Below are 20,011 nucleotides of genomic sequence, written 5' to 3' on the forward strand. Positions count from 1 at the left end.
GAGCTATGCATGAGTAATTTAACAGCACAATCTGGCAAAACTAAAGAAGTCACAGACTTAGTGCTGCAATGGGTGACTTTTAAACTGCAGGAAGAAACCTACGGTATTAATGTCATGCAGGTGCAGGAAGTTCTGCGATATACAGACATAGCCCCGGTGCCTGGTGCGCCTGATTATGTTATGGGTATTATCAATTTGCGTGGCAACGTAGTCACTGTTATTGATACCCGCGCCCGTTTTGGTTTGCCGCCTTCAGAAGTCACTGACAACAGCCGCATTGTGATCATCGAATCAGAGCGCCAGGTGATTGGCATTATGGTCGACAGCGTGGCTGAAGTGGTGTATCTGAAACAGTCTGAAATTGACACAGCACCCAACGTAGGCACAGACGAAAGCGCCAAGTTTATCCAGGGTGTGTCTAACCGCGAAGGTGAATTACTGATCCTGGTGGATCTGAATAAACTGCTGTCTGATGACGAATGGGAAGAGATCCGTAGCATTTAATGGCTAATTTTCTGACTGAATTTTCATGGATATGGCTACTGGGAATAGTGGCCATTTTGTTGCTGTCTGTAGGTATGGCAGCGCTGGCTTCGCGTCAAAGTAAAAAGCTGCTGGATATCATTAATGAAAACGCAGCAGCCAGCTGGCAACAACAACAACACCTGGAGCAATTGAGCCAGCAACTGGAACAGCAATCACAACAGCTTAAACGTGCCCACCAGGATGTAGAAGAGTTACGTTCTACCGTAATTGGAGTCGGGCAACGTGTGCTCACTTTGGAAAGTCACTTAGGGCAGGGTATGTTGCAGGTTGCTGAGCTGGCCGAACAACAAAAATCGCTGCATTTGTTTGATCCGGAGTCAAAAATTTACAGCAGAGCGATGAAAATGGTCCATTTGGGTGCTAGCCTGGATGAAATTATGCTCGAATGTGAACTGCCACAGGCGGAAGCCGAACTGCTGTTTAACCTGCATAAGCAAACTAAATAACCACTCCTTTTGTCTGGCTGAATTCTATACGGGCTTGGTCTTTTTTTTATTAAATGACTATAGTTTTTCGTACAAGGATGAAGCTCACAGGGCACTGCTATGCACAATCCAACTCTTATCCATCACGGAGCTGTCGACGGCGTAACAGGCTCCTGCCATCAGTATTTTTTCAATGAGCAACAAAGCGTTCTGATCGATTGCGGCTTATTTCAAGGCGTAGAGCAGGGAAGGGGCAAAGCAGGTGCAGATTCAGCGCAGATCGATTTTCCGCTTGAGGGTATTCAGGCGCTTTTGCTGACTCATGTGCATATTGACCATGCAGGTCGTATTCCCTATTTAATAGCAGCAGGTTTTAAAGGGCCCATCTATTGCAGCAAAGCATCGGCTTTACTGCTGCCGCTGGTATTAGAAGATGCATTAAAAATGGGCATCACCAGAGATGAAAAGCTGATCAATGCTTTTATCAAAGCAGTATCACGCCAGCTACGTCCTTGTGACTACAACTCTTGGTATGAACTGGAAAGCAGCGCAGAAGCTGTTCAGTTGCGTTTTCAAAACGCCGGCCATATTCTGGGCTCTGCCTATATCGAAATTCGCCATCAGATCCCGTCGAATAACCCAAATACAGAACAAGGCTGGTATAAAGCTGTGTTTTCAGGAGACTTAGGCGCCCGTGATACCCCTTTGTTACCTGATCCTACCCCGCTTGATAGTGCCGATTTACTGGTGCTTGAAAGCACTTATGGTGATAAGAATCACCAGAATCGGAAAAATCGTCAGCAGCGTTTACAGCAGATATTGGAAAAAGCACTGAGTGATAATGGCACTGTGCTTATTCCTGCATTCAGCATAGGTCGTACTCAGGAATTGTTGTACGAGCTTGAAGATATTATTCATCGTATGCAGGGCCAGGCTATTCATCAAGAGCTGAACTGGGAGCAACTGGACATTATTGTCGACTCGCCCTTAGCTGCTGACTTCACCTCTGTATATAAAGAATTAAAACAGTTCTGGGATGACGAAGCAAAACAGAGGCTGCAACAGGGCCGGCATCCATTGCAGTTTGAGCAGTTGCTTACCGTCAACACTCATGAGGATCATCAAAAAGTTGTCAGGCATCTGGCAGATACAGGCCGACCTGCTGTAGTGATTGCAGCGAGCGGCATGTGTGCAGGTGGCCGTGTAGTGAATTATCTGAAAGCTTTATTAGCTTCTGCGCGTCATCAAATTCTGTTTATGGGTTATCAGGCCCGTGGCACTCCGGGCGCCGCATTAATTAAGTATGCAAAAACAGGGGGCTACCTTCAGCTTGATGGCGAGGACTACCCTATACATGCTGAAGTGATCCAACTTAGTGGTTACTCTGCCCACGCCGATCAACAGGATTTATTGCATTTTGTCAGTGGTATGCACCAGGTGCCTGAACAAATCCGTTTGGTACATGGCGACACAGAAGCCAAACTTGAGCTGAAAAAGCAGCTGGAAGCCAGAGGCCACAAGGTCGTTATTGGAGTTACTTAAGTTAGTGTTCAGGCAAGCTGTTTTACTCTGCCGCCACAGCATAAATTCTGATACCATTTCAGCAGTTTCAGTTTGAATTCAATGGATGTAGTGATGATCAAAGTATTGAGTGTGTTTGGTACCAGACCCGAAGCCATCAAAATGGCGCCTTTAGTGAATCTGTTAAAAGAAACCCCAGGTATTGAGAGCAAAGTTTGTGTGACAGGCCAACACAGAGAAATGCTGGATCAGGTATTAAAACTGTTTAATATAGTGCCGGATTACGATCTGGCTATTATGAAAGCTGGTCAGGACTTATATGATGTCACCACCAGCATTCTGTTAAATATCAAACCTGTTCTGCGAGATTTCCAACCTGACATAGTGTTGGTGCATGGCGATACCAGCACCACTTTTGCGGCGGCTTTGGCTTGTTATTATGAAAAAACTGCGGTAGGGCATGTTGAAGCTGGGCTTCGTACCGGCAATATTTACAGCCCCTGGCCTGAAGAAGCGAACCGAAAGTTAACAGGTGCTTTAACTAAGCTACATTTCGCGCCAACGGACACCTCAAAACAAAACCTGTTGAATGAAAATATCGATCCTGCTGGCATAGTAGTGACAGGAAATACGGTGATTGATGCTTTGCATCAGGTGGTTGCAAAAATTGATGGCGATGCCAACTTAACCAAAAACTTTGAACAACAATTTCCTTATGGCCTAAACGGTCGTCGTTTAGTGCTCGTCACAGGGCACAGACGTGAAAGCTTTGGGGATGGTTTTGAACAAATTTGTGCTGGCTTAAAACAAATAGCTCAGCAATTCCCCGACACAGACGTTGTTTACCCTGTGCACTTAAACCCCAATGTGCGTGAACCTGTATTTCGTTTATTAAGCGACACCTCCAACGTACACTTAATAGAACCTCAGGACTATCTGCCTTTTGTGTACCTGATGAGCCGCAGCACAGTGGTGCTGACCGACTCAGGTGGTATTCAGGAAGAAGCGCCTTCTTTGGGCAAACCTGTACTGGTGATGCGTGATACGACTGAACGGCCAGAAGCTGTAGCTGCGGGCACTGTAAAACTAGTGGGAACAGATGCTGATGTTATAGTGCGCGAAGTCAGTCGTTTACTTACAGACAAAGCCTATTATGAGCAAATGAGTTTTGCCCATAACCCTTATGGCGACGGCAAAGCTTGTGAACGTATTATTGAGGCAATTAAAACCAGCTTTTGATAGACCTGTGTTGAATGGACAACAGCGGTGAAATGTAATTAAGTGTTTCGCCGTTGTTGTTTTTAAGAAACAAATTTCCAATGGACAAAAATAGCGTAATTCGTTAAAGTCGCGCCCAGTTTCGTTGAGTTAAAATTGTAAAGGACCTTTGGCATAAGGATGTGCAGAATAATCCTCGCTGAGTTACTTCTGGCATACAGCTAGTTTGATACAAAATCATTTAAAAAGATCAGTATTCTGTTCGGTTTTTGTTTGCTGACGAAAATAGGTAAAAAACTACCTTAGCATGGCCAGCTTGGCCGAGCAGTAAGTCTGTATTTACTCGCAGTTTCAGTTTGGAAAAGCAAGCGAAACAGGTAAACTAAATGGGCCTTATACTGGATCCAACAAATACACTAACTGGAGTTGTAGCGTGCTAAAACTGTTGAAAACTTGTGTGCTGGCAGCCTTGTTTGCTGCATTGCCTGTGTCTGCTGTGACACCTTCGCCTGCAATGATGGCTCAGTTTAAAAAATTATCTCCGGCCGAGCAGCAACGTTTAGCTAAACAGTACGGTATAGATGTACCTGTAAATTCTGCGAGTTCGCTAAATCAACAGGCTCAACCCCAGGTTTTAGTGCCGCAACAACAAGGCGCTATCATTGAAAACATAGACTCGCAGTTTGCTCAGTATCCTGAACAATTGACCGAAGGAGAAAAAGCGAATCAGCGCTTCGGTATGAACATGTTTAATTCGCAAATTAGTACTTTTGCTCCGGTAGACAACGCGCCGGTGCCAGAAAACTACAGGTTAGGTCCTGACGATATTTTATTGTTACAGTTATTTGGTAAGCAAAATAGTAGCGAAGAATTGATTGTTGGCCGCGATGGTTCAGTGAATCTGCCGGAGATTGGTCCAATCAATGTTAGTGGTTTATCAGTGGTTCAAGCATCTGATGTAATTGCGAACAAAGTACGAGAAGCCATGATTGGTGTCGATGCTGCTATTACTATGGGCAAGTTGCGTACTATCAATATTTTTGTTGCAGGTGAAGCCAAGACTCCAGGGATGTTTGCTGTGTCGGCTTTAACCACTGTGACTCAGTCTTTGTATTTGGCTGGTGGTGTTTCAGACATAGGCAGTTTACGCGATATTCAGGTTAAACGAGCTGGTGCTACAGTGGGGCGTTTTGACTTATATGAATTATTGTTGCGTGGCGATAGCTCCGGCGATATTCAACTGCAACATGGCGATGTGGTCTTTGTAGCGCCGATGAAAGCTACAGTGCAGATCACTGGTGAAATTAAACGCGCAGCAATATACGAAGTAAAATCTGGCGAAACCATTGATACCTTGTTAAATATGGCGGGTGGCACCAAAGCTGGAGCTTATCCTCAGTCAGTGGTGCTTGAGCGCTACAATAGCAACAACCTGCGCGATTTACTGAACTTAGATTTAACCAATGCGGTAAACCGTCAAATGGCTTTACGTGACGGTGATTTATTGCGTATAGCAGAAACATCTCCACGTATTGAGAATGTCGTCACAGTAGCAGGTGCTGTGGTTCGTCCAGGTTTTTATGCCTGGCAACAAGGTATTCGCATCAGTGATTTAATTAAGTCGTTTTGGTCTGATTTACATATGACGGCAGATTTGGACTATGCCTTGGTTGTGCGTGAGGTTAACAATGCCGGCGATGTTAAAGTGATGCAATTCAGCCTTGCTGAAGCAATCAATCAGCCTTCGGGTCCTGCAAACTTAAGTTTAAAACCACGCGATTTAGTGTTGGTGTTCCACCATGCAGATCAATATATTCAACGCAATAAACTCAACGATTACCTGCGTAAACAAATTACCGACCGTTACAAGCTGATGCCAGATATGCGTTGGACTGCGTCAGAAGATCTGACGTCCAGAGCATTCAGCGAAATGTTGGACGTAGATAAAAGACGACAAACCAATATGCTTCTGCAAGGGCAGACAACGCGGATAGGTGATCAGCAATTAATCCAGCCTGCCAAAGAACTCTCAAGTACTACACTTAGTGCCAGAGATACATCCGGAGCAAACAAGAATACTATTGACGCTGTAGATATGGGCATAGACGCGCTTCCTGCTGTTATGAAAGACGTCATGTCACGAATTTTCCGCGACAAAGAAGTATTAACACTGTCTGCGAGTTTTAGCCGAACAGAATTATTGCATCCATTGCTACAAAAGTTAAAGGCTCAGGTTCGCCGCGGTGCTGATCCTATGATTGCTTCTGTCTCAGGTGAAGTTAAGGTTCCTGGCGAGTATCCTCGAGCTGAAAACTCTGACGTTGCTTCTTTAATAGATGCTGCTGGTGGTTTAAAACAGTCAGCTTACTTAAACCGTGCCGAACTGACTCGCGCTGTGTTAGCTTCTGACAAAAATGGTATTGAAGCACAAAATATTGCCGTTGATCTGTCCAGAGTTTTTGCTGGTGAAATATCAGTTTTACTGCAAGACAGGGATCGCTTGAACGTATTCTCTGTACCTGATTGGAATATTGAACGTGCTATTGAGCTGCGTGGTGAAGTCCGTTTTCCAGGCCGTTACACCATTCAGCGTGGAGAAATGTTATCCAGTGTTATTCAGCGTGCTGGCGGTTTAAACGATAATGCTTTTGTGCAAGGTGCAATCTACACTCGTGAAGATATTAAAGAGCGGGAACGTATTCAAATCAAGAAATTAGCTGACCAGTTAAGAGCAGATATAGCAACTAAAAGCCTTTCGCAAGCTGATAGTACTGTGTCAGCTGAAGATGCTTTGCTGATGATTCAGCAGCTTGAAAAACAACAGCCCGTAGGTCGTTTAGTTTTGGATTTACCGTCTCTTCTTACTGGCACATTTGACTATGACGTACAGGTACAGGATGGCGACTTGTTTTATGTACCACGTAATGACAACACCATTTCGATCGTAGGCGAAGTGCAGCATGCCAGTAGCCACAGATATCAGAAGGACTTATCTTTCGAAGATTATTTGAAACTGGCCGGTGGCACACGTAAGCGAGCGGATGTAGATCGTATTTATGTAATTAAAGCTGATGGTTCTGTCACTCTGCCTGAAAGTAAAGGTTGGTTTGCTGTAGTTAAAACGGGCTTAGAGCCTGGTGACACTATCGTAGTGCCGGTAGATACCGAATATAAAGACAGCTTGTCATTGTGGACCTCCGTAACCCAGATTTTCTATCAGTCAGCTGTGGCTTTAGCTGCTTTGAATTCATTTTGATAATAGTGAGCGTTTCCACAGCAAAGTAGTTTCATAGTAATGTCTCTCGTTTCTCTGTCTGATACTTTGCGAAGATAGTTAAATAGTAAATCATTATGTATCACGATGCTGATGAATTTATGCGAGTGTTCCCCATTTGTTTTAATATTGGTATTTCTAAATGGTTGATAGTAAAGATAAAGTTAATGTTAGCTATTCGAATAAGTCTGAGAATGATGAGATAGATTTAATTGGCCTGCTGTCACTGATATGGAAGGGAAAACTTACCGTAATTTTAGTTACCTTTTTATTTGGTGCTTTTTCGATTTATTACTCGTTAAGTTTGAGTGATATATACAGAAGTGAATTGTTAATGGTTCCTGCTGAACAAAAAAATTCCAGTGTATTACCCGGGCAGTTAGGTGGTTTAGCTGCAATGGCAGGAGTAAATTTAGGTTCTGGTGGAATAGACAAGACAACAATAGCTTTACAGACTCTACAATCCAGAGATTTCATTTCAAAATTTATTAGGAAACACAATATACTAGTGGAACTTATGGCAGCTAAAGGCTGGGATCGGCAAAGTAATACGTTAGCTATCGACCAGAGTTTATATAGTGTTAAGGATATGTCTTGGATAAGAGATGTTAAAGCACCAAGAAAACCTGAGCCATCGATGCAAGAGGCTTATGCTGTTTTTAGTGATCTTTTTAAATTATCAAAAGACATAAAATCAGGATTGATTACTTTGGAATTTAAACATTATTCTCCGTTTTTCGCAAAGCAGATACTTGACTGGCTAGTTGCTGACATAAATCAGGATATGAAGTCAAAAGATATTCAAGAGGCTGAAAAAAGTATTGTGTATTTAGAGCAACAAATTTTAAAAACTAATATATCTGAGGTTAAAGCAACTTTATTTTCATTAATTGAAGAACAGACTAAAACTTTGATGCTTGCAAATTCTCGTGACGAATATATGTTCAAAATGATTGATTCGGCGTTTGTTCCTGAAATGAAATATGAGCCGAGACGTTCGATTATTGTCATTGTTACCAGCTTTTTTGGTTGCATTTTCGGAGTTTTTGTTGTCCTGCTCTTTCCAAGACTAAGAAAGTGAATAGTAGATAAAATTTTTAATTGATATAGGCATTTATAATGAAGAAAAAAGCGTTAATCACTGGTGTAACAGGTCAAGATGGCTCTTATTTGGCCGAGTTTTTATTGGAAAAAGGTTATGAAGTTCATGGTATTAAACGCCGAGCTTCATCTTTTAACACACAACGTGTGGATCATATTTATCAGGACCCACATATCGATAATAAAAACTTTATCCTTCATTATGGTGATCTTACCGATTCTTCAAATCTGACTCGTATTCTGCAGGAAGTTCAGCCAGATGAAGTATATAACTTAGGAGCGCAAAGTCACGTAGCCGTGAGTTTTGAATCACCTGAATACACTGCAGACGTAGATGCTATGGGCACTCTACGTCTTTTGGAAGCAATTCGTTTATTGGGTTTAGAAAAGAAAACCCGTTTTTATCAGGCGTCAACGTCTGAGCTTTATGGGTTAGTGCAAGAAATACCGCAGAAAGAGACTACACCTTTTTACCCTCGTTCTCCTTATGCGGTTGCTAAGATGTATGCCTACTGGATTACAGTGAACTACCGTGAATCCTATGGCATGTATGCTTGCAACGGTATTTTATTCAATCACGAATCTCCGCGCCGTGGCGAAACTTTTGTGACCCGTAAAATTACCCGTGGTTTATCTAATATTGCTCAAGGTTTAGAGTCTTGCCTTTATATGGGCAACATGGATGCTTTACGTGACTGGGGTCATGCCAAAGACTATGTACGCATGCAGTGGATGATGTTGCAGCAAGAACAGCCAGATGATTTTGTAATTGCCACTGGCGTCCAGTATTCGGTTCGGGAGTTTATCAGCTGGTCGGCAAAGGAATTAGGCATAACTTTGCGTTTCGAAGGCCTTGGTGTTGACGAGGTTGCCATTGTTGAAAAAATTGACGGCGACAACGCTCCTGCACTGAAAGTGGGGGATATTATTGTAAAAGTCGACCCTCGCTATTTCCGTCCTGCTGAAGTAGAAACTTTGTTGGGTGACCCAACGAAAGCTAAGCAGATATTGGGTTGGGTGCCCGAAATAACTACACAGGAAATGTGTGCTGAAATGGTTGCAGCCGATCTAAAATCAGCAAAACGCCATGCTTTATTAAAAGCGCATGGCTATGAGTTGCCAGTATCTGTTGAGTAAGTATCAGTATTCTGAAACCACAATACATTTTGTGTATTGTGGTTTTCATATTTGAGGTTTTCATGAAAAAAGTATTTGTTGCCGGTCATAACGGTATGGTTGGTTCAGCTATAGTGCGGCAGCTTGAAAAAAGTGGTACTGCAGAGGTTATTACCAAAACTCGCAAAGAGTTAGATCTGACTAATCAGGCTGCTGTTCAGCAGTTTTTTGCTGAACAGCAGATAGATCAGATCTACCTAGCTGCAGCCAAGGTCGGGGGCATTATCGCCAATAATACGTACCCTGCCGACTTTATTTATGAAAACTTAATGATACAAGCCAACATTATTCATGCTGCTCATGTTAACAATGTACAACAGTTACTGTTTCTTGGGTCCAGCTGTATTTACCCGAAACTTGCTGCTCAGCCTATGGCTGAAGACGCGTTATTGACCGGCACTCTGGAGCCAACCAATGAGCCTTATGCCTTAGCGAAAATTGCAGGTATAAAGTTATGTGAAAGTTATCATCGGCAATATGGCCGTGATTATCGTAGTGTAATGCCAACAAATTTGTACGGTCCTAATGATAATTTTCACCCGGATAACAGCCATGTTATACCGGCCTTGTTAAGACGTTTTCATGAAGCAAAATTAGCTAAAGCACCACAAGTTATCGCTTGGGGCTCAGGCTCGCCAATGCGCGAGTTTTTGCATGTTGATGATATGGCAGCGGCCAGTATTTTTGTGATGGAACTCGATAAAACAACTTATGAGAAGCACACAAGTCCTATGTTAAGCCATATCAACGTAGGGACAGGCGTAGATTGTACGATAAAAGAACTGACAGAAACTGTAGCTAAGGTTGTTGGTTACTCCGGTGATATTGTATGGGATAGCACTAAACCTGATGGCGCTCCACGCAAACTGATGAATGTTGACCGTCTTAAAGGGCTTGGCTGGCAATATTCTGTAGGCTTGGAGTCAGGCTTAAAAAGCACTTATGAGTGGTTTTTAGACAACCTGGACGTATTTAGAAAATAATGCTCAGCGTAGACGATTTCAGACAGGTGGTAAAAAATGCTCCACTGTTTTCTATTGATTTGGTTGTGCTGAATGAAAAGCATGAAATGTTGGTTGGTTTACGTAAGAACGAGCCGGCAAGCGGGTTTTGGTTTGTACCAGGTGGGCGTATGTATAAAGGCGAAACTATAGTTGATGCTTTTAGACGTATAACTGAGGCAGAGCTTGGAAAATCATTTGAACGCGAACGTTTTATAATGCTTGGTATCTATGACCATTTCTACGAAAATAGTTGTTTTGATGAGTCAGTGTCAACTCATTATATTAATGCTCCACATTTCATGTTGGTAAATAGCGCAGAACTACAGCTTCCTCTGATACAACATCATGATTATCGTTGGGTGGCTATTAAAGATGTTGCCGTTGATGAGACAATACATTGTTTTAGCAAGGTATTTCTTTCAGACTTATTAAGTTATCTGAATTAGATGGCAACTTATTTAAAATTAGATTTAGATGCAGAATAGCTGAGAGTTCAGAGCATTAAATATGAATGATTTAAAAATACAGACGCGTGAAGCAAAACAGTTCGTCGGGAATACTACTGAAACTATTTTGAATTCGGCGCTCAAGTCTGGTTTAGTTTTTGAGTATAGCTGTAAGACGGGTCAGTGTGGTGTGTGTAAAACAAAGGTGATTTCCGGCAGGGTAACTGAACTGCAAGAGCAACTCGCACTAACAGAGCATGATAGGATGGAGAATAAAGTTCTTACCTGTTGTTGTGCTCCAACCTCAGACCTGTTGATTGATGCTGAAGATCTTGCTGCATTACATGGCATAGATATTAAAACTTTACCATGTCGTATTAAGCAGTTAACTCGTTTTTCTGATGAACTTATCAGTGTCACGCTCAGACTTCCTCCAACAGCTCATTTTAAGTTTCTTGAAGGCCAATATATAGATATCATTGGCCCTAAAAGCATTCGCAGAAGTTATTCGATAGCAAGCACTGCTGAACATAGCGAATTAGTTCTCTACATTAAACGTTTCGAAAACGGTCAAATGAGTGACTACTGGTTTAATCAGGCGAAAGACAATGACCTGTTAAGAATAGAAGGCCCTAAGGGGACATTCTTTTTGCGTGACAGCAAACAGGACCTAATATTTTTGGCGACAGGAACTGGCATAGCGCCAATTATTTCAATTCTGTCTGGTTTAGACAATGACCCGGATTTTGTACAAAGCGGCACAATCAGCTTGTATTGGGGTAATCGTTTTCCTGAAGATTTTTTCTGGACACATTCGTTTAAAAAGTTACAAGTAGCTGTGAATTATGTTTTATCACGAAAGGAAGATAGCTGGCCTCATCAGACAGGTTATGTTCAGAATGTCGCATTAGAATCGGGCCATGATATGGCTCGATCAGCTGTATACGCTTGTGGTTCTAATATGATGATTAAGTCGGCACAGGAGAGCTTTTTAGCTGCCGGATTAGCCGAAAATAAATTCTACTCAGACGCTTTTGTGCAAAGTTATTAGATTACTTAAATAGGAAATGAACAGATGAAAGCAGTGATCCTTGCCGGTGGCCTTGGTACCAGACTCAGTGAAGAGACGAGCACAAGACCTAAACCTATGATCGAAATAGGTGGTAAACCAATACTCTGGCATATCATGAAAATGTATTCAGCTCATGGTGTAAATGAGTTCGTCATTTGCTGTGGTTACAAAGGTTATGTAATCAAAGAGTATTTTGCTAATTACTTTTTGCACCAATCAGATGTTACCTTCACTATGCATGATAATCAAATGAAAGTTCATCAGAAACGAGCTGAGCCTTGGATTGTAACCTTAGTGGATACGGGCGATGAATCTATGACTGGTGGTCGTTTAAGACGTGTTGCAGATTACGTTAAAGACGAAGAAGCATTTTGCTTTACATATGGTGATGGTGTTGGTGACATTAATATTGCTGAAACTATAGCTTTCCATAAAGCACACGGACAGGAAGCAACTTTAACTGCGACCTATCCGCCAGGTCGATTTGGCGCGCTCGATATAAATAAAGGCCAGGTTCTGAGCTTTAAAGAGAAACCTAAAGGCGATGGGGCCATGATTAACGGTGGTTTCTTTGTCTTGTCTCCTAAAGTGCTTAATCGTATTGCTGCAGACTCAACTATATGGGAACAAGAGCCCTTGATAGGTCTTGCTGAAGACAAACAACTGATGGCTTATGAGCATCATGGTTTCTGGCAACCTATGGATACATTGCGTGATAAAGTCCATTTGGAAACGTTGTGGCAGTCAGGCAAAGCTCCATGGAAAGTGTGGGAATAAAAGAGAATATTATGGTTAATCCAGACTTTTGGTGTAACAAGCGCGTATTCGTCACTGGCCACACAGGCTTCAAGGGCAGTTGGTTGTCTATTTGGCTGCATCTGATGGGGGCAAAAGTCAAAGGATATGCGCTGAAGCCCCCGACAACACCAAGCTTGTATAATGAAGCTCATGTTGAAACCTTGGTTGAATCTGAGATTGGCGATATACGTGATTTTGAGCAATTAAAATCCAGCATGTTGGCATTTGAGCCAGAGATATTAATCCATATGGCTGCTCAGCCATTAGTTCGTTTGTCTTACAGAGAGCCTTTGGAGACCTATGATATTAATGTTATGGGTACAGCTAAAGTGTTAGAAGCTGCGAAAGGTTGTAAGCATCTTAAATCGATAGTTAGTGTAACCACAGATAAATGTTATGAGAACAAAGAGTGGGAGTGGGGCTATAGGGAAGATGAAGCTATGGGGGGGTTTGACCCATACAGCAGTTCTAAAGGCTGTGCTGAATTGGTCACATCCGCTTACCGACGTTCTTTTATGCAAGATAAAGGCATTGGCTTAGCCTCTGCTCGGGCTGGTAATGTGATTGGTGGAGGCGATTGGGCTGATGATCGCCTGATCCCTGACATTTTGCGTGCATTTGAACGCAACGAGCCTGTAGTGATTCGCAACCCTAAATCGACCAGGCCTTGGCAACACGTTTTAGAACCATTGTCAGGCTATTTGGTTTTAGCCCAGAAACTCTATGAAGAGCCAACTAAGTATGCAGAAGGCTGGAACTTTGGTCCTTTTGAAGGCGATGCTAAACCAGTAGATTGGATTTTAAGTAAAATGACAGCGCTGTGGCCAAACTCCTCATGGAAGCTTGATAACGACGCTCATCCACACGAAGCTGGCTATTTAAAGTTAGATGTATCAAAAGCCAAAAAGCATTTGGGATGGGGCCCTACCTGGCGCTTGGAACAGACATTAACGCGAATAATATTGTGGCAACAGGCATGGTTGAGTAATCATGATATGCAAAAAGCCTGTGCAGAAGAAATAAACGACTACATGAGAGATATGAATAATGCAGACAACTGATTCGTTAAGAAAACAAATAGCAGATTTAGTAGAGCAATATGCCAAAGTGCAATATGCGGAGAAGCTATTTATCGCTGGTCAGACTCCAATTCCGCCATCAGGTAAAGTGATCGGGGCTACCGAGTTACAGTATATGGTTGACGCTTCTTTAGACGGCTGGTTAACCACTGGTCGTTTTAACGAGCAGTTTGAAAAGGAACTGGCAGCCTTTATCGGTATTAAACATCTGATCACTGTTAACTCTGGATCTTCAGCAAATCTTGTTGCATTCAGCACTTTGACTTCGCCAAAACTAGGCGAAAGAGCAATTAAAAAAGGTGATGAAGTTATTGGTGTAGCTGCAGGCTTCCCAACCACTGTTAACCCTATTGTGCAATTTGGTGCTATTCCGGTGTTTGTAGATGTGGATATGGCAACTCATAATATCGACGCCGATTTGATCGAGGCAGCAATCACACCTAAAACAAAAGCTATTATGCTTGCTCACACTTTAGGTAACCCATTTAACCTGATTAAAGTAAAAGCCCTTTGTGAAAAATATGGTCTTTGGTTGGTAGAAGATTGTTGCGATGCATTGGGTGCTAAATTTGATGGTAAGATGGTTGGAACCTGGGGTGATATCGCAACGCTGAGCTTTTATCCGGCTCACCATATGACTATGGGAGAAGGCGGCGCTGTATTCACCAACAACTCAGAGTTGATTAGTATTGCTGAGTCTTTTAGAGACTGGGGCCGTGACTGCTACTGTAAGCCTGGTTGTGACAATACTTGTGGTACCAGATTTAGTATGAAATTAGGTAGTCTACCAGCTGGTTATGATCACAAATATACTTACTCACACTTGGGATACAACCTCAAAATCACCGATATGCAAGCTGCCTGTGGTTTGGCTCAGTTGAAGCGCCTTCCTGAGTTTATTGCCAAGCGTAATTCCAACTTTGAGTATTTAAAGAATCGTTTGGAATCTTTATCCGAATATATCGACGTTGCTAAACCAACTGAAAACTCAGAGCCTTCCTGGTTTGGTTTTCCTATTACAGTGAAAAACTCAGCTGGTGTAAATCGCACTGACCTGACTAAATACCTGGATCAGCACAAAATTGGTACTCGTTTATTGTTTGCGGGCAATTTGATCAGACAACCATATTTCCATAATCTTGACTACAAGGTTGTAGGTGAACTGACAAACACCGACAATACAATGAACAACACTATTTGGGTTGGTATCTATCCTGGTTTAGGTGAAGAACATTTGAATTTCATAGCTGAAAAATTAGAAGAATTCTTTGGTGTAAATTTCTAATGACCAAAGCCACTGTTTTATTAACTGGTGCGACTGGATTTTTGGGTAGTAACCTACTCAAAGCGCTGTTAGATCAGGAATATAAAGTTGTTATTCTAAAACGTTCAACCTCAGATATTTGGCGTATCAAACAGTACATGGATCGTGTTGTAAGCTACAACATTGACATTGAGCCTATATCACTTGCTTTTGAACAGCAACGGATTGACTGCGTCATTCATACTGCCTGTCACTATGGACGTAACGGGGATTCTTTACATCTTATTGTAGAGAGTAACCTTATGTTTGGTTTAAAGGTGTTGAATGCTGCAATAGCTCATAATGTGAATACCTTTATAAACACGGATTCTATGTTGCCAAGAGAGTTAAACGCATACAGCTTATCAAAAAAACAGTTGGTAGATTGGTTAAAACAGCAATCCGAAAAAATTCAGGTGATCAATCTGAAGCTTGAACATATGTACGGTCCTAAAGACGATACGACTAAGTTTGTTCCTTGGGTCGTATCGCAACTTAGGCAAAATAAAATAGAAATTAAACTTACCAAAGGCGAACAGCAGCGTGATTTTATTTATATCGACGATGTTGTTTCTGCTTTCTTAATTGTTTTCGATAACATTCGTAGTTTGGGTCAGTTCAGTGAGTTTGATGTCGGGACTGGTAAGTTAATTTCGGTTAAATCATTTTTATTGCAACTTAAGCAAGCTTACGAGGATAATTTTGGTGCATCGCCTACCACACTAGCTTTTGGTTTATTGCCTTATCGTGATGGCGAAATGATGACGGTTGAAGTTAACAATCAGGCCTTAATCAGCTTGGGGTGGTCACCAAAAATATGCCTAAAGCAAGGCATCGAAAATAGTTTAAAGGAAAGTATATGAAGTACTTAATAACGGGTGGTTGTGGTTTTTTAGGCTCAAATATTGCCAGTGAGCTATTGAAGCAATGCCAAGAGGTAATCATATTCGATAGCCTTTATCGGTTTGGTAGTAATCAAAACTTAGAATGGTTGAGAACTCAAGGTCAATTTGAGTTTATCCACGGTGATATACGAAATACCAATGATGTTGAGAGAACGATTAAGCAGCATAAACCTGATGTGATTTACCATTTGGCGGGGCAGGTAGCTATGACAACATCTATTGCTGATCCTCGAATGGATTTTGAAGTAAATGTTGGCGGCAGTTTTAATCTACTGAATGCGGTACGCCTATATTCACCAGAAAGCGCGATTATTTATTCTTCTACTAATAAGGTATACGGCGATCTTGAGCAATTTCTATATAAAGAGACCGCAACCCGCTATGAATGTGTTGATAAGCCAAATGGTTTTGATGAAGCTGTTAACTTAGACTTTCATTCTCCTTATGGCACATCCAAAGGGAGTGCCGATCAGTATATGCTCGATTTTGCAAGAATTTACGGATTAAAGACAGCAGTTTTTCGTCATTCATCTATGTTTGGTGGTCGTCAGTTCGCAACATTCGATCAGGGGTGGGTCGGTTGGTTTACACAAAAGGCTATTGAAACTAAAACAGGTAATTTGGCGGAGCCTTTCACAATTTCAGGAAATGGAAAACAAGTACGTGATTTACTTTATGCAACTGATTGTGTTGCTCTCTACTTGGAAGCGGCTAAAAAAATTAGTGAGATAAAAGGAAAAGCTTTTAACATTGGTGGTGGTATCGATAACTCGTCATCTTTGTTAGAGCTATTTAGCTTTTTAGAGCTAGAGCTTGATATTGAAATGACCTATAAACAATTGCCGGTTAGAGAAAGTGATCAGCGGGTATTTGTTTCCGATATTACGCAAGCTAAAAATTGTTTAGGCTGGCATCCTAAGGTTAGCAAGATCGAAGGTATCCGTAAGATGATTGAATGGGTATCGACCAAGTGAGTTTATCTAATGTTAGAAGCAACAATTATTTTACCCAACTAAAAGTATCTGCTTTGTATAAAGTTGTCGCGATAGCTGCTTCTTTCATCGCTTTACCAATAATGCTTAAATATTTGGGGCCAGAGCGTTTTGGTATTTGGACGACGATGCTCACACTACTAACGTGGGTCATGTTATTTGATTTAGGTATAGGAAATGGCTTAAAAAATAAAGTATCTGAAAGTATAGCGAAAGATAATTCAAATTACGCCGCTGAATACATCTCAACGGCGTATATACTAATAGGCGTAATTTCTTTTATACTATTTGCGAGTTTTCTAATAGCAGCTATATGGTTGCCGTGGCAGAGTATATTTAATACTCAATTTGTTTCCGAAGCAGATTTGAAAAGTTCTGTAATTACTCTCAGTTTCTTCATTTTTTTTAATTTTTGGATTAGTCTGATAAACCAAATTTATCATGGCCTACAAAAATCTTCTGTAGTTGTTGTAGGTCAGTGCATGTCTAATAGCTTCGCACTTGTAGTTATATTTATTCTGTATAATTTTACTGACCCCTCGATTTTATTAATTGTGTACGGTTATGGTTTTGCGTTGGTTTTGACTAACGTCGTCCTTAGCTTATTTCTCTTTAAAAGATATCCTCAACTAATCCCAACTGGCCGAAAGTTTGACCGCAATAAAATAAAACCATTGCTATCATTGGGTATTAAATTTTTTATTATACAGTTAGCGGTGTTAGTCATTTTTATGACTGATAAAATTTTAATTACCCAGTTACTGGGTCCTGAACATGTAACCCCTTACGAGGTTTTATTTAAACTGTTCAGTATCATTACAATTTTACACGGTATGATACTTGTCCCACTTTGGCCGGCCTACTCTGATGCTTATAATCGTGGTGAATTTGATTGGATCCGTCGAAATATTAAACAACAGTTGAAGATCGCATTTTTTCTTTTTATTTGCACATTTTTAATGGCTGCATTGGGCCCAATAATCGTTAGTATTTGGACTGATGATCTCGTCAGTGTGTCTCCACGTTTATACTATTTATTTGCTCTTTTCATTGCCTTTACCATTTGGAGTAACGTATTTGCGTATTTTGTAAATGCGGTTAATAAATTAAATTTGCAGTTATTCACCGCAGTTATTGCCGCAATTGTTAATGTTCCTATATCAGTTTATTTTGTGCGTGTTTTGGATATGGGATTAGAAGGTATTCTCTTAGCAACGATAATTAGTTTATCGTTTTTCAGCTTTCTAGGCCCAATCCAAGTTTATAGAATTCTTGCAAGGAAAAGATAATGACACCTTTAGTATCTATACTGATCCCAGTATACAATCGAGAGAATATTATTGCTGAAACCTTAGAGTCTGCATTGGCTCAGACCCATGATAATATTGAAGTTATAGTTGTTGATAATGCCAGTACAGATGATACCTGGCGGGTAATACAAGCATTTGCAGAAAAAGATGATCGTGTTCTGGCTTTTCGAAATGAGGTTAATCTTGGGCCTGTTCGTAATTGGTTGCTTTGTGTTGAGCGGGCCAGAGGAGAAATAGGCAAGATCTTGTGGTCTGATGACTTAATAGCGAAAGATTTTCTTGAAAAAACGTTGCCGTTGCTGAGAAGTGATGTTGGTTTTGTATATACTGGGGTTAAAATATTTACTGACGATAAACCAGATTGTGGCACAACGCACTATCAAATGCAGGATACTGGAATATACGATTCTGTAGATTATATAAACAAAATACTTTCAGATTTGGATGCCCCATTTTCCCCAGGTTGTGCAATTTTCAGGATGAATGATATAAGAAAAAATTTGTGGCTTGACATACCTAATAAAATAAAAAGTGATTTTTCAATGCATGCGATAGGTAATGATTTAATGTTGTTTCTCTTGACCGCTTCAAACTATAAATTTTTTGGTCATGTTACAGAACCTCTTGCATTTTTTCGAGCTCATGGAGGTTCGATAAGTACCTCTTCAACAAATGGTAAACTATTATTACACTACGCTTTAGCGAAGGCTCATTTTGTTGAAAATTTTTTGCCAGCTGAGAAGAATAATTTAGCCGCTAGAATTCAAGTTATGCTTTGGAAGTATAAAGATTCTACTGTATATAACATGCATTCGGTTAGCGATTTTTTTAGCACTAATGTTTCGGTGAGTAAAATAAAAATTTTCATACGTATACTAAAAAAGATACTACGATTGCCAATAAATTATTTTAATAAATTTTTCAATTGAAGTTCTGATTAATGTAGTAAGAGAATGAGCTATTTAGTAGTTATTGAGCAAGTATTACTGACGTTTATTTCATTAGCACTCTAGTTTTACTTTATTGAGTTTGATTCTCAAATAAACCAGTTGCAGGTTTTAGTATTTAATATGAGTTTAAAGTATGAAAATTTCTGTAGTGGTAGCTGTATTTAATGGTGAGAAGACTATTCAATCTTGCATTGATAGTTTCTTAAAACAAACATACACAGAAAAAGAACTAATAGTTTTCGACGGAAATTCCACAGATAGCACTAAAAGTATTTTGCAGCAGTATGATAAAGAGATAAGTTATTGGAAATCAGAAAAGGATTCAGGAATTGCTGATGCTTGGAATAAAGCATTAAAACACGTTACTGGAGAGTGGGTAATATTTTTAGGTGCGGATGATCAGTTTTATAGCGTTGATGTGTTAGAGCGAATGGCGACAGTGTTGAAAGAGAGTGTCGCTGATTTCGTGTTTGGTCAAATTGTGTTTGATGGAGGGGAATATGAAGGTATTCGATTAGGTAAGGAAACCACTTTAGCCGAATTAAAAAGAAAGATGACGTTTCCTCATACTGCTACTTTTAATAGAGTTGAATTTTTGCAAGAATTGGGTGACTTTGATGAATCGTTTAAAATTGCGATTGATTATGAGCTGGTTTTAAGAAAAAAAGATCTAACTTTTTCATTCTATAATATGCCAATAGCTTTGATGGGATGTGAGGGAGTTAGCTCTCGTTTGATCAAAGAGACTTTTAAAGAGTTTAGACGAGCGCAGTTAAAAAATAAGACTGACTACAAGGTGTTAATTTATTATTGGTATATAGCAAACAGGGTCAAAAATAAATTGGTTGATCTTTTACAATCAACAAAAAGACTGCTGTTATAGATTTTATC

18 protein-coding genes are annotated in these 20,011 nt (G+C 40.6%); all 18 read left to right on the plus strand.

Features of this window, described 5'->3' with window-relative positions; all coding sequences use genetic code 11:
• The first annotated feature begins 9 nt into the window (after nt 1-9).
• The 18 genes from J2W69_RS00870 (at nt 10) to J2W69_RS00955 (ending at nt 20,003) form a co-directional block, all read left to right on the plus strand.
• Nucleotides 10-504, plus strand: a complete 495-nt coding sequence (locus J2W69_RS00870; RefSeq protein ID WP_008898482.1) for a chemotaxis protein CheW — start codon at nt 10-12, stop codon at nt 502-504.
• Nucleotides 504-992 (plus strand): DUF2802 domain-containing protein, encoded by a 489-nt coding sequence (locus J2W69_RS00875; protein WP_310273637.1) that lies wholly within the window; start codon nt 504-506, stop codon nt 990-992. The genes J2W69_RS00870 and J2W69_RS00875 overlap by 1 nt, the downstream gene beginning before the upstream one ends.
• Before the next feature lie 99 nt (nt 993-1,091).
• The gene (locus tag J2W69_RS00880; protein ID WP_310273639.1) at nt 1,092-2,513 is read left to right on the plus strand and encodes an MBL fold metallo-hydrolase RNA specificity domain-containing protein; all 1,422 of its coding nucleotides are present in this window, start codon (nt 1,092-1,094) and stop codon (nt 2,511-2,513) included.
• 93 nt (nt 2,514-2,606) lie between these two features.
• Complete coding sequence (wecB, locus tag J2W69_RS00885; RefSeq protein WP_310273641.1) at nt 2,607-3,731, plus strand: non-hydrolyzing UDP-N-acetylglucosamine 2-epimerase; 1,125 nt, start codon at nt 2,607-2,609, stop codon at nt 3,729-3,731.
• 412 nt (nt 3,732-4,143) lie between these two features.
• A complete protein-coding gene (locus tag J2W69_RS00890; RefSeq protein WP_310273643.1) occupies nt 4,144-6,966 on the plus strand; it encodes an SLBB domain-containing protein in 2,823 nt (940 codons plus the stop codon).
• Nucleotides 6,967-7,126: 160 nt separating this feature from the next.
• On the plus strand, nt 7,127-8,065 hold the full coding sequence (locus tag J2W69_RS00895) for a Wzz/FepE/Etk N-terminal domain-containing protein (RefSeq protein WP_310273645.1): 939 nt from the start codon (nt 7,127-7,129) through the stop codon (nt 8,063-8,065).
• Between the two features lie 38 nt (nt 8,066-8,103).
• Nucleotides 8,104-9,222 (plus strand): GDP-mannose 4,6-dehydratase, encoded by a 1,119-nt coding sequence (gmd, locus tag J2W69_RS00900; protein ID WP_310273647.1) that lies wholly within the window; start codon nt 8,104-8,106, stop codon nt 9,220-9,222.
• A 62-nt stretch (nt 9,223-9,284) separates the two neighbouring features.
• On the plus strand, nt 9,285-10,244 hold the full coding sequence (gene fcl, locus J2W69_RS00905) for a GDP-L-fucose synthase (protein ID WP_310273649.1): 960 nt from the start codon (nt 9,285-9,287) through the stop codon (nt 10,242-10,244).
• On the plus strand, nt 10,244-10,711 hold the full coding sequence (locus tag J2W69_RS00910) for a GDP-mannose mannosyl hydrolase (RefSeq protein ID WP_310273651.1): 468 nt from the start codon (nt 10,244-10,246) through the stop codon (nt 10,709-10,711). The genes fcl and J2W69_RS00910 overlap by 1 nt, the downstream gene beginning before the upstream one ends.
• Nucleotides 10,712-10,772: 61 nt before the next feature.
• Nucleotides 10,773-11,762 carry a 2Fe-2S iron-sulfur cluster-binding protein gene (locus J2W69_RS00915; protein ID WP_310273653.1) on the plus strand — a complete coding sequence of 330 codons (990 nt, stop codon included), beginning with the start codon at nt 10,773-10,775 and terminating at the stop codon, nt 11,760-11,762.
• A gap of 24 nt (nt 11,763-11,786) precedes the next feature.
• Nucleotides 11,787-12,560 (plus strand): glucose-1-phosphate cytidylyltransferase, encoded by a 774-nt coding sequence (gene rfbF / locus J2W69_RS00920; RefSeq protein ID WP_310273655.1) that lies wholly within the window; start codon nt 11,787-11,789, stop codon nt 12,558-12,560.
• Nucleotides 12,542-13,642, plus strand: a complete 1,101-nt coding sequence (gene rfbG, locus J2W69_RS00925; RefSeq protein WP_310273657.1) for a CDP-glucose 4,6-dehydratase — start codon at nt 12,542-12,544, stop codon at nt 13,640-13,642. The genes rfbF and rfbG overlap by 19 nt, the downstream gene beginning before the upstream one ends.
• Entirely contained in the window at nt 13,629-14,945 is a 1,317-nt protein-coding gene (gene rfbH / locus J2W69_RS00930; protein WP_310273659.1) for a lipopolysaccharide biosynthesis protein RfbH, read from the plus strand. Before rfbG ends, rfbH begins: the two co-directional genes overlap by 14 nt.
• Nucleotides 14,945-15,826 carry an NAD-dependent epimerase/dehydratase family protein gene (locus J2W69_RS00935; protein ID WP_310273661.1) on the plus strand — a complete coding sequence of 294 codons (882 nt, stop codon included), beginning with the start codon at nt 14,945-14,947 and terminating at the stop codon, nt 15,824-15,826. Before rfbH ends, J2W69_RS00935 begins: the two co-directional genes overlap by 1 nt.
• Complete coding sequence (locus J2W69_RS00940; protein WP_310273663.1) at nt 15,823-16,842, plus strand: GDP-mannose 4,6-dehydratase; 1,020 nt, start codon at nt 15,823-15,825, stop codon at nt 16,840-16,842. Before J2W69_RS00935 ends, J2W69_RS00940 begins: the two co-directional genes overlap by 4 nt.
• Complete coding sequence (locus J2W69_RS00945) at nt 16,824-18,149, plus strand: oligosaccharide flippase family protein (RefSeq protein ID WP_310273665.1); 1,326 nt, start codon at nt 16,824-16,826, stop codon at nt 18,147-18,149. The genes J2W69_RS00940 and J2W69_RS00945 overlap by 19 nt, the downstream gene beginning before the upstream one ends.
• Complete coding sequence (locus J2W69_RS00950; RefSeq protein ID WP_310273667.1) at nt 18,149-19,099, plus strand: glycosyltransferase family 2 protein; 951 nt, start codon at nt 18,149-18,151, stop codon at nt 19,097-19,099. Before J2W69_RS00945 ends, J2W69_RS00950 begins: the two co-directional genes overlap by 1 nt.
• A 154-nt stretch (nt 19,100-19,253) precedes the next feature.
• Entirely contained in the window at nt 19,254-20,003 is a 750-nt protein-coding gene (locus J2W69_RS00955) for a glycosyltransferase family 2 protein (RefSeq protein ID WP_310273669.1), read from the plus strand.
• Nucleotides 20,004-20,011: the final 8 nt, after the last annotated feature.

The sequence above is a fragment of the Rheinheimera soli genome (assembly GCF_031457405.1).
Taxonomy (GTDB): domain Bacteria; phylum Pseudomonadota; class Gammaproteobacteria; order Enterobacterales; family Alteromonadaceae; genus Pararheinheimera; species Pararheinheimera soli_A.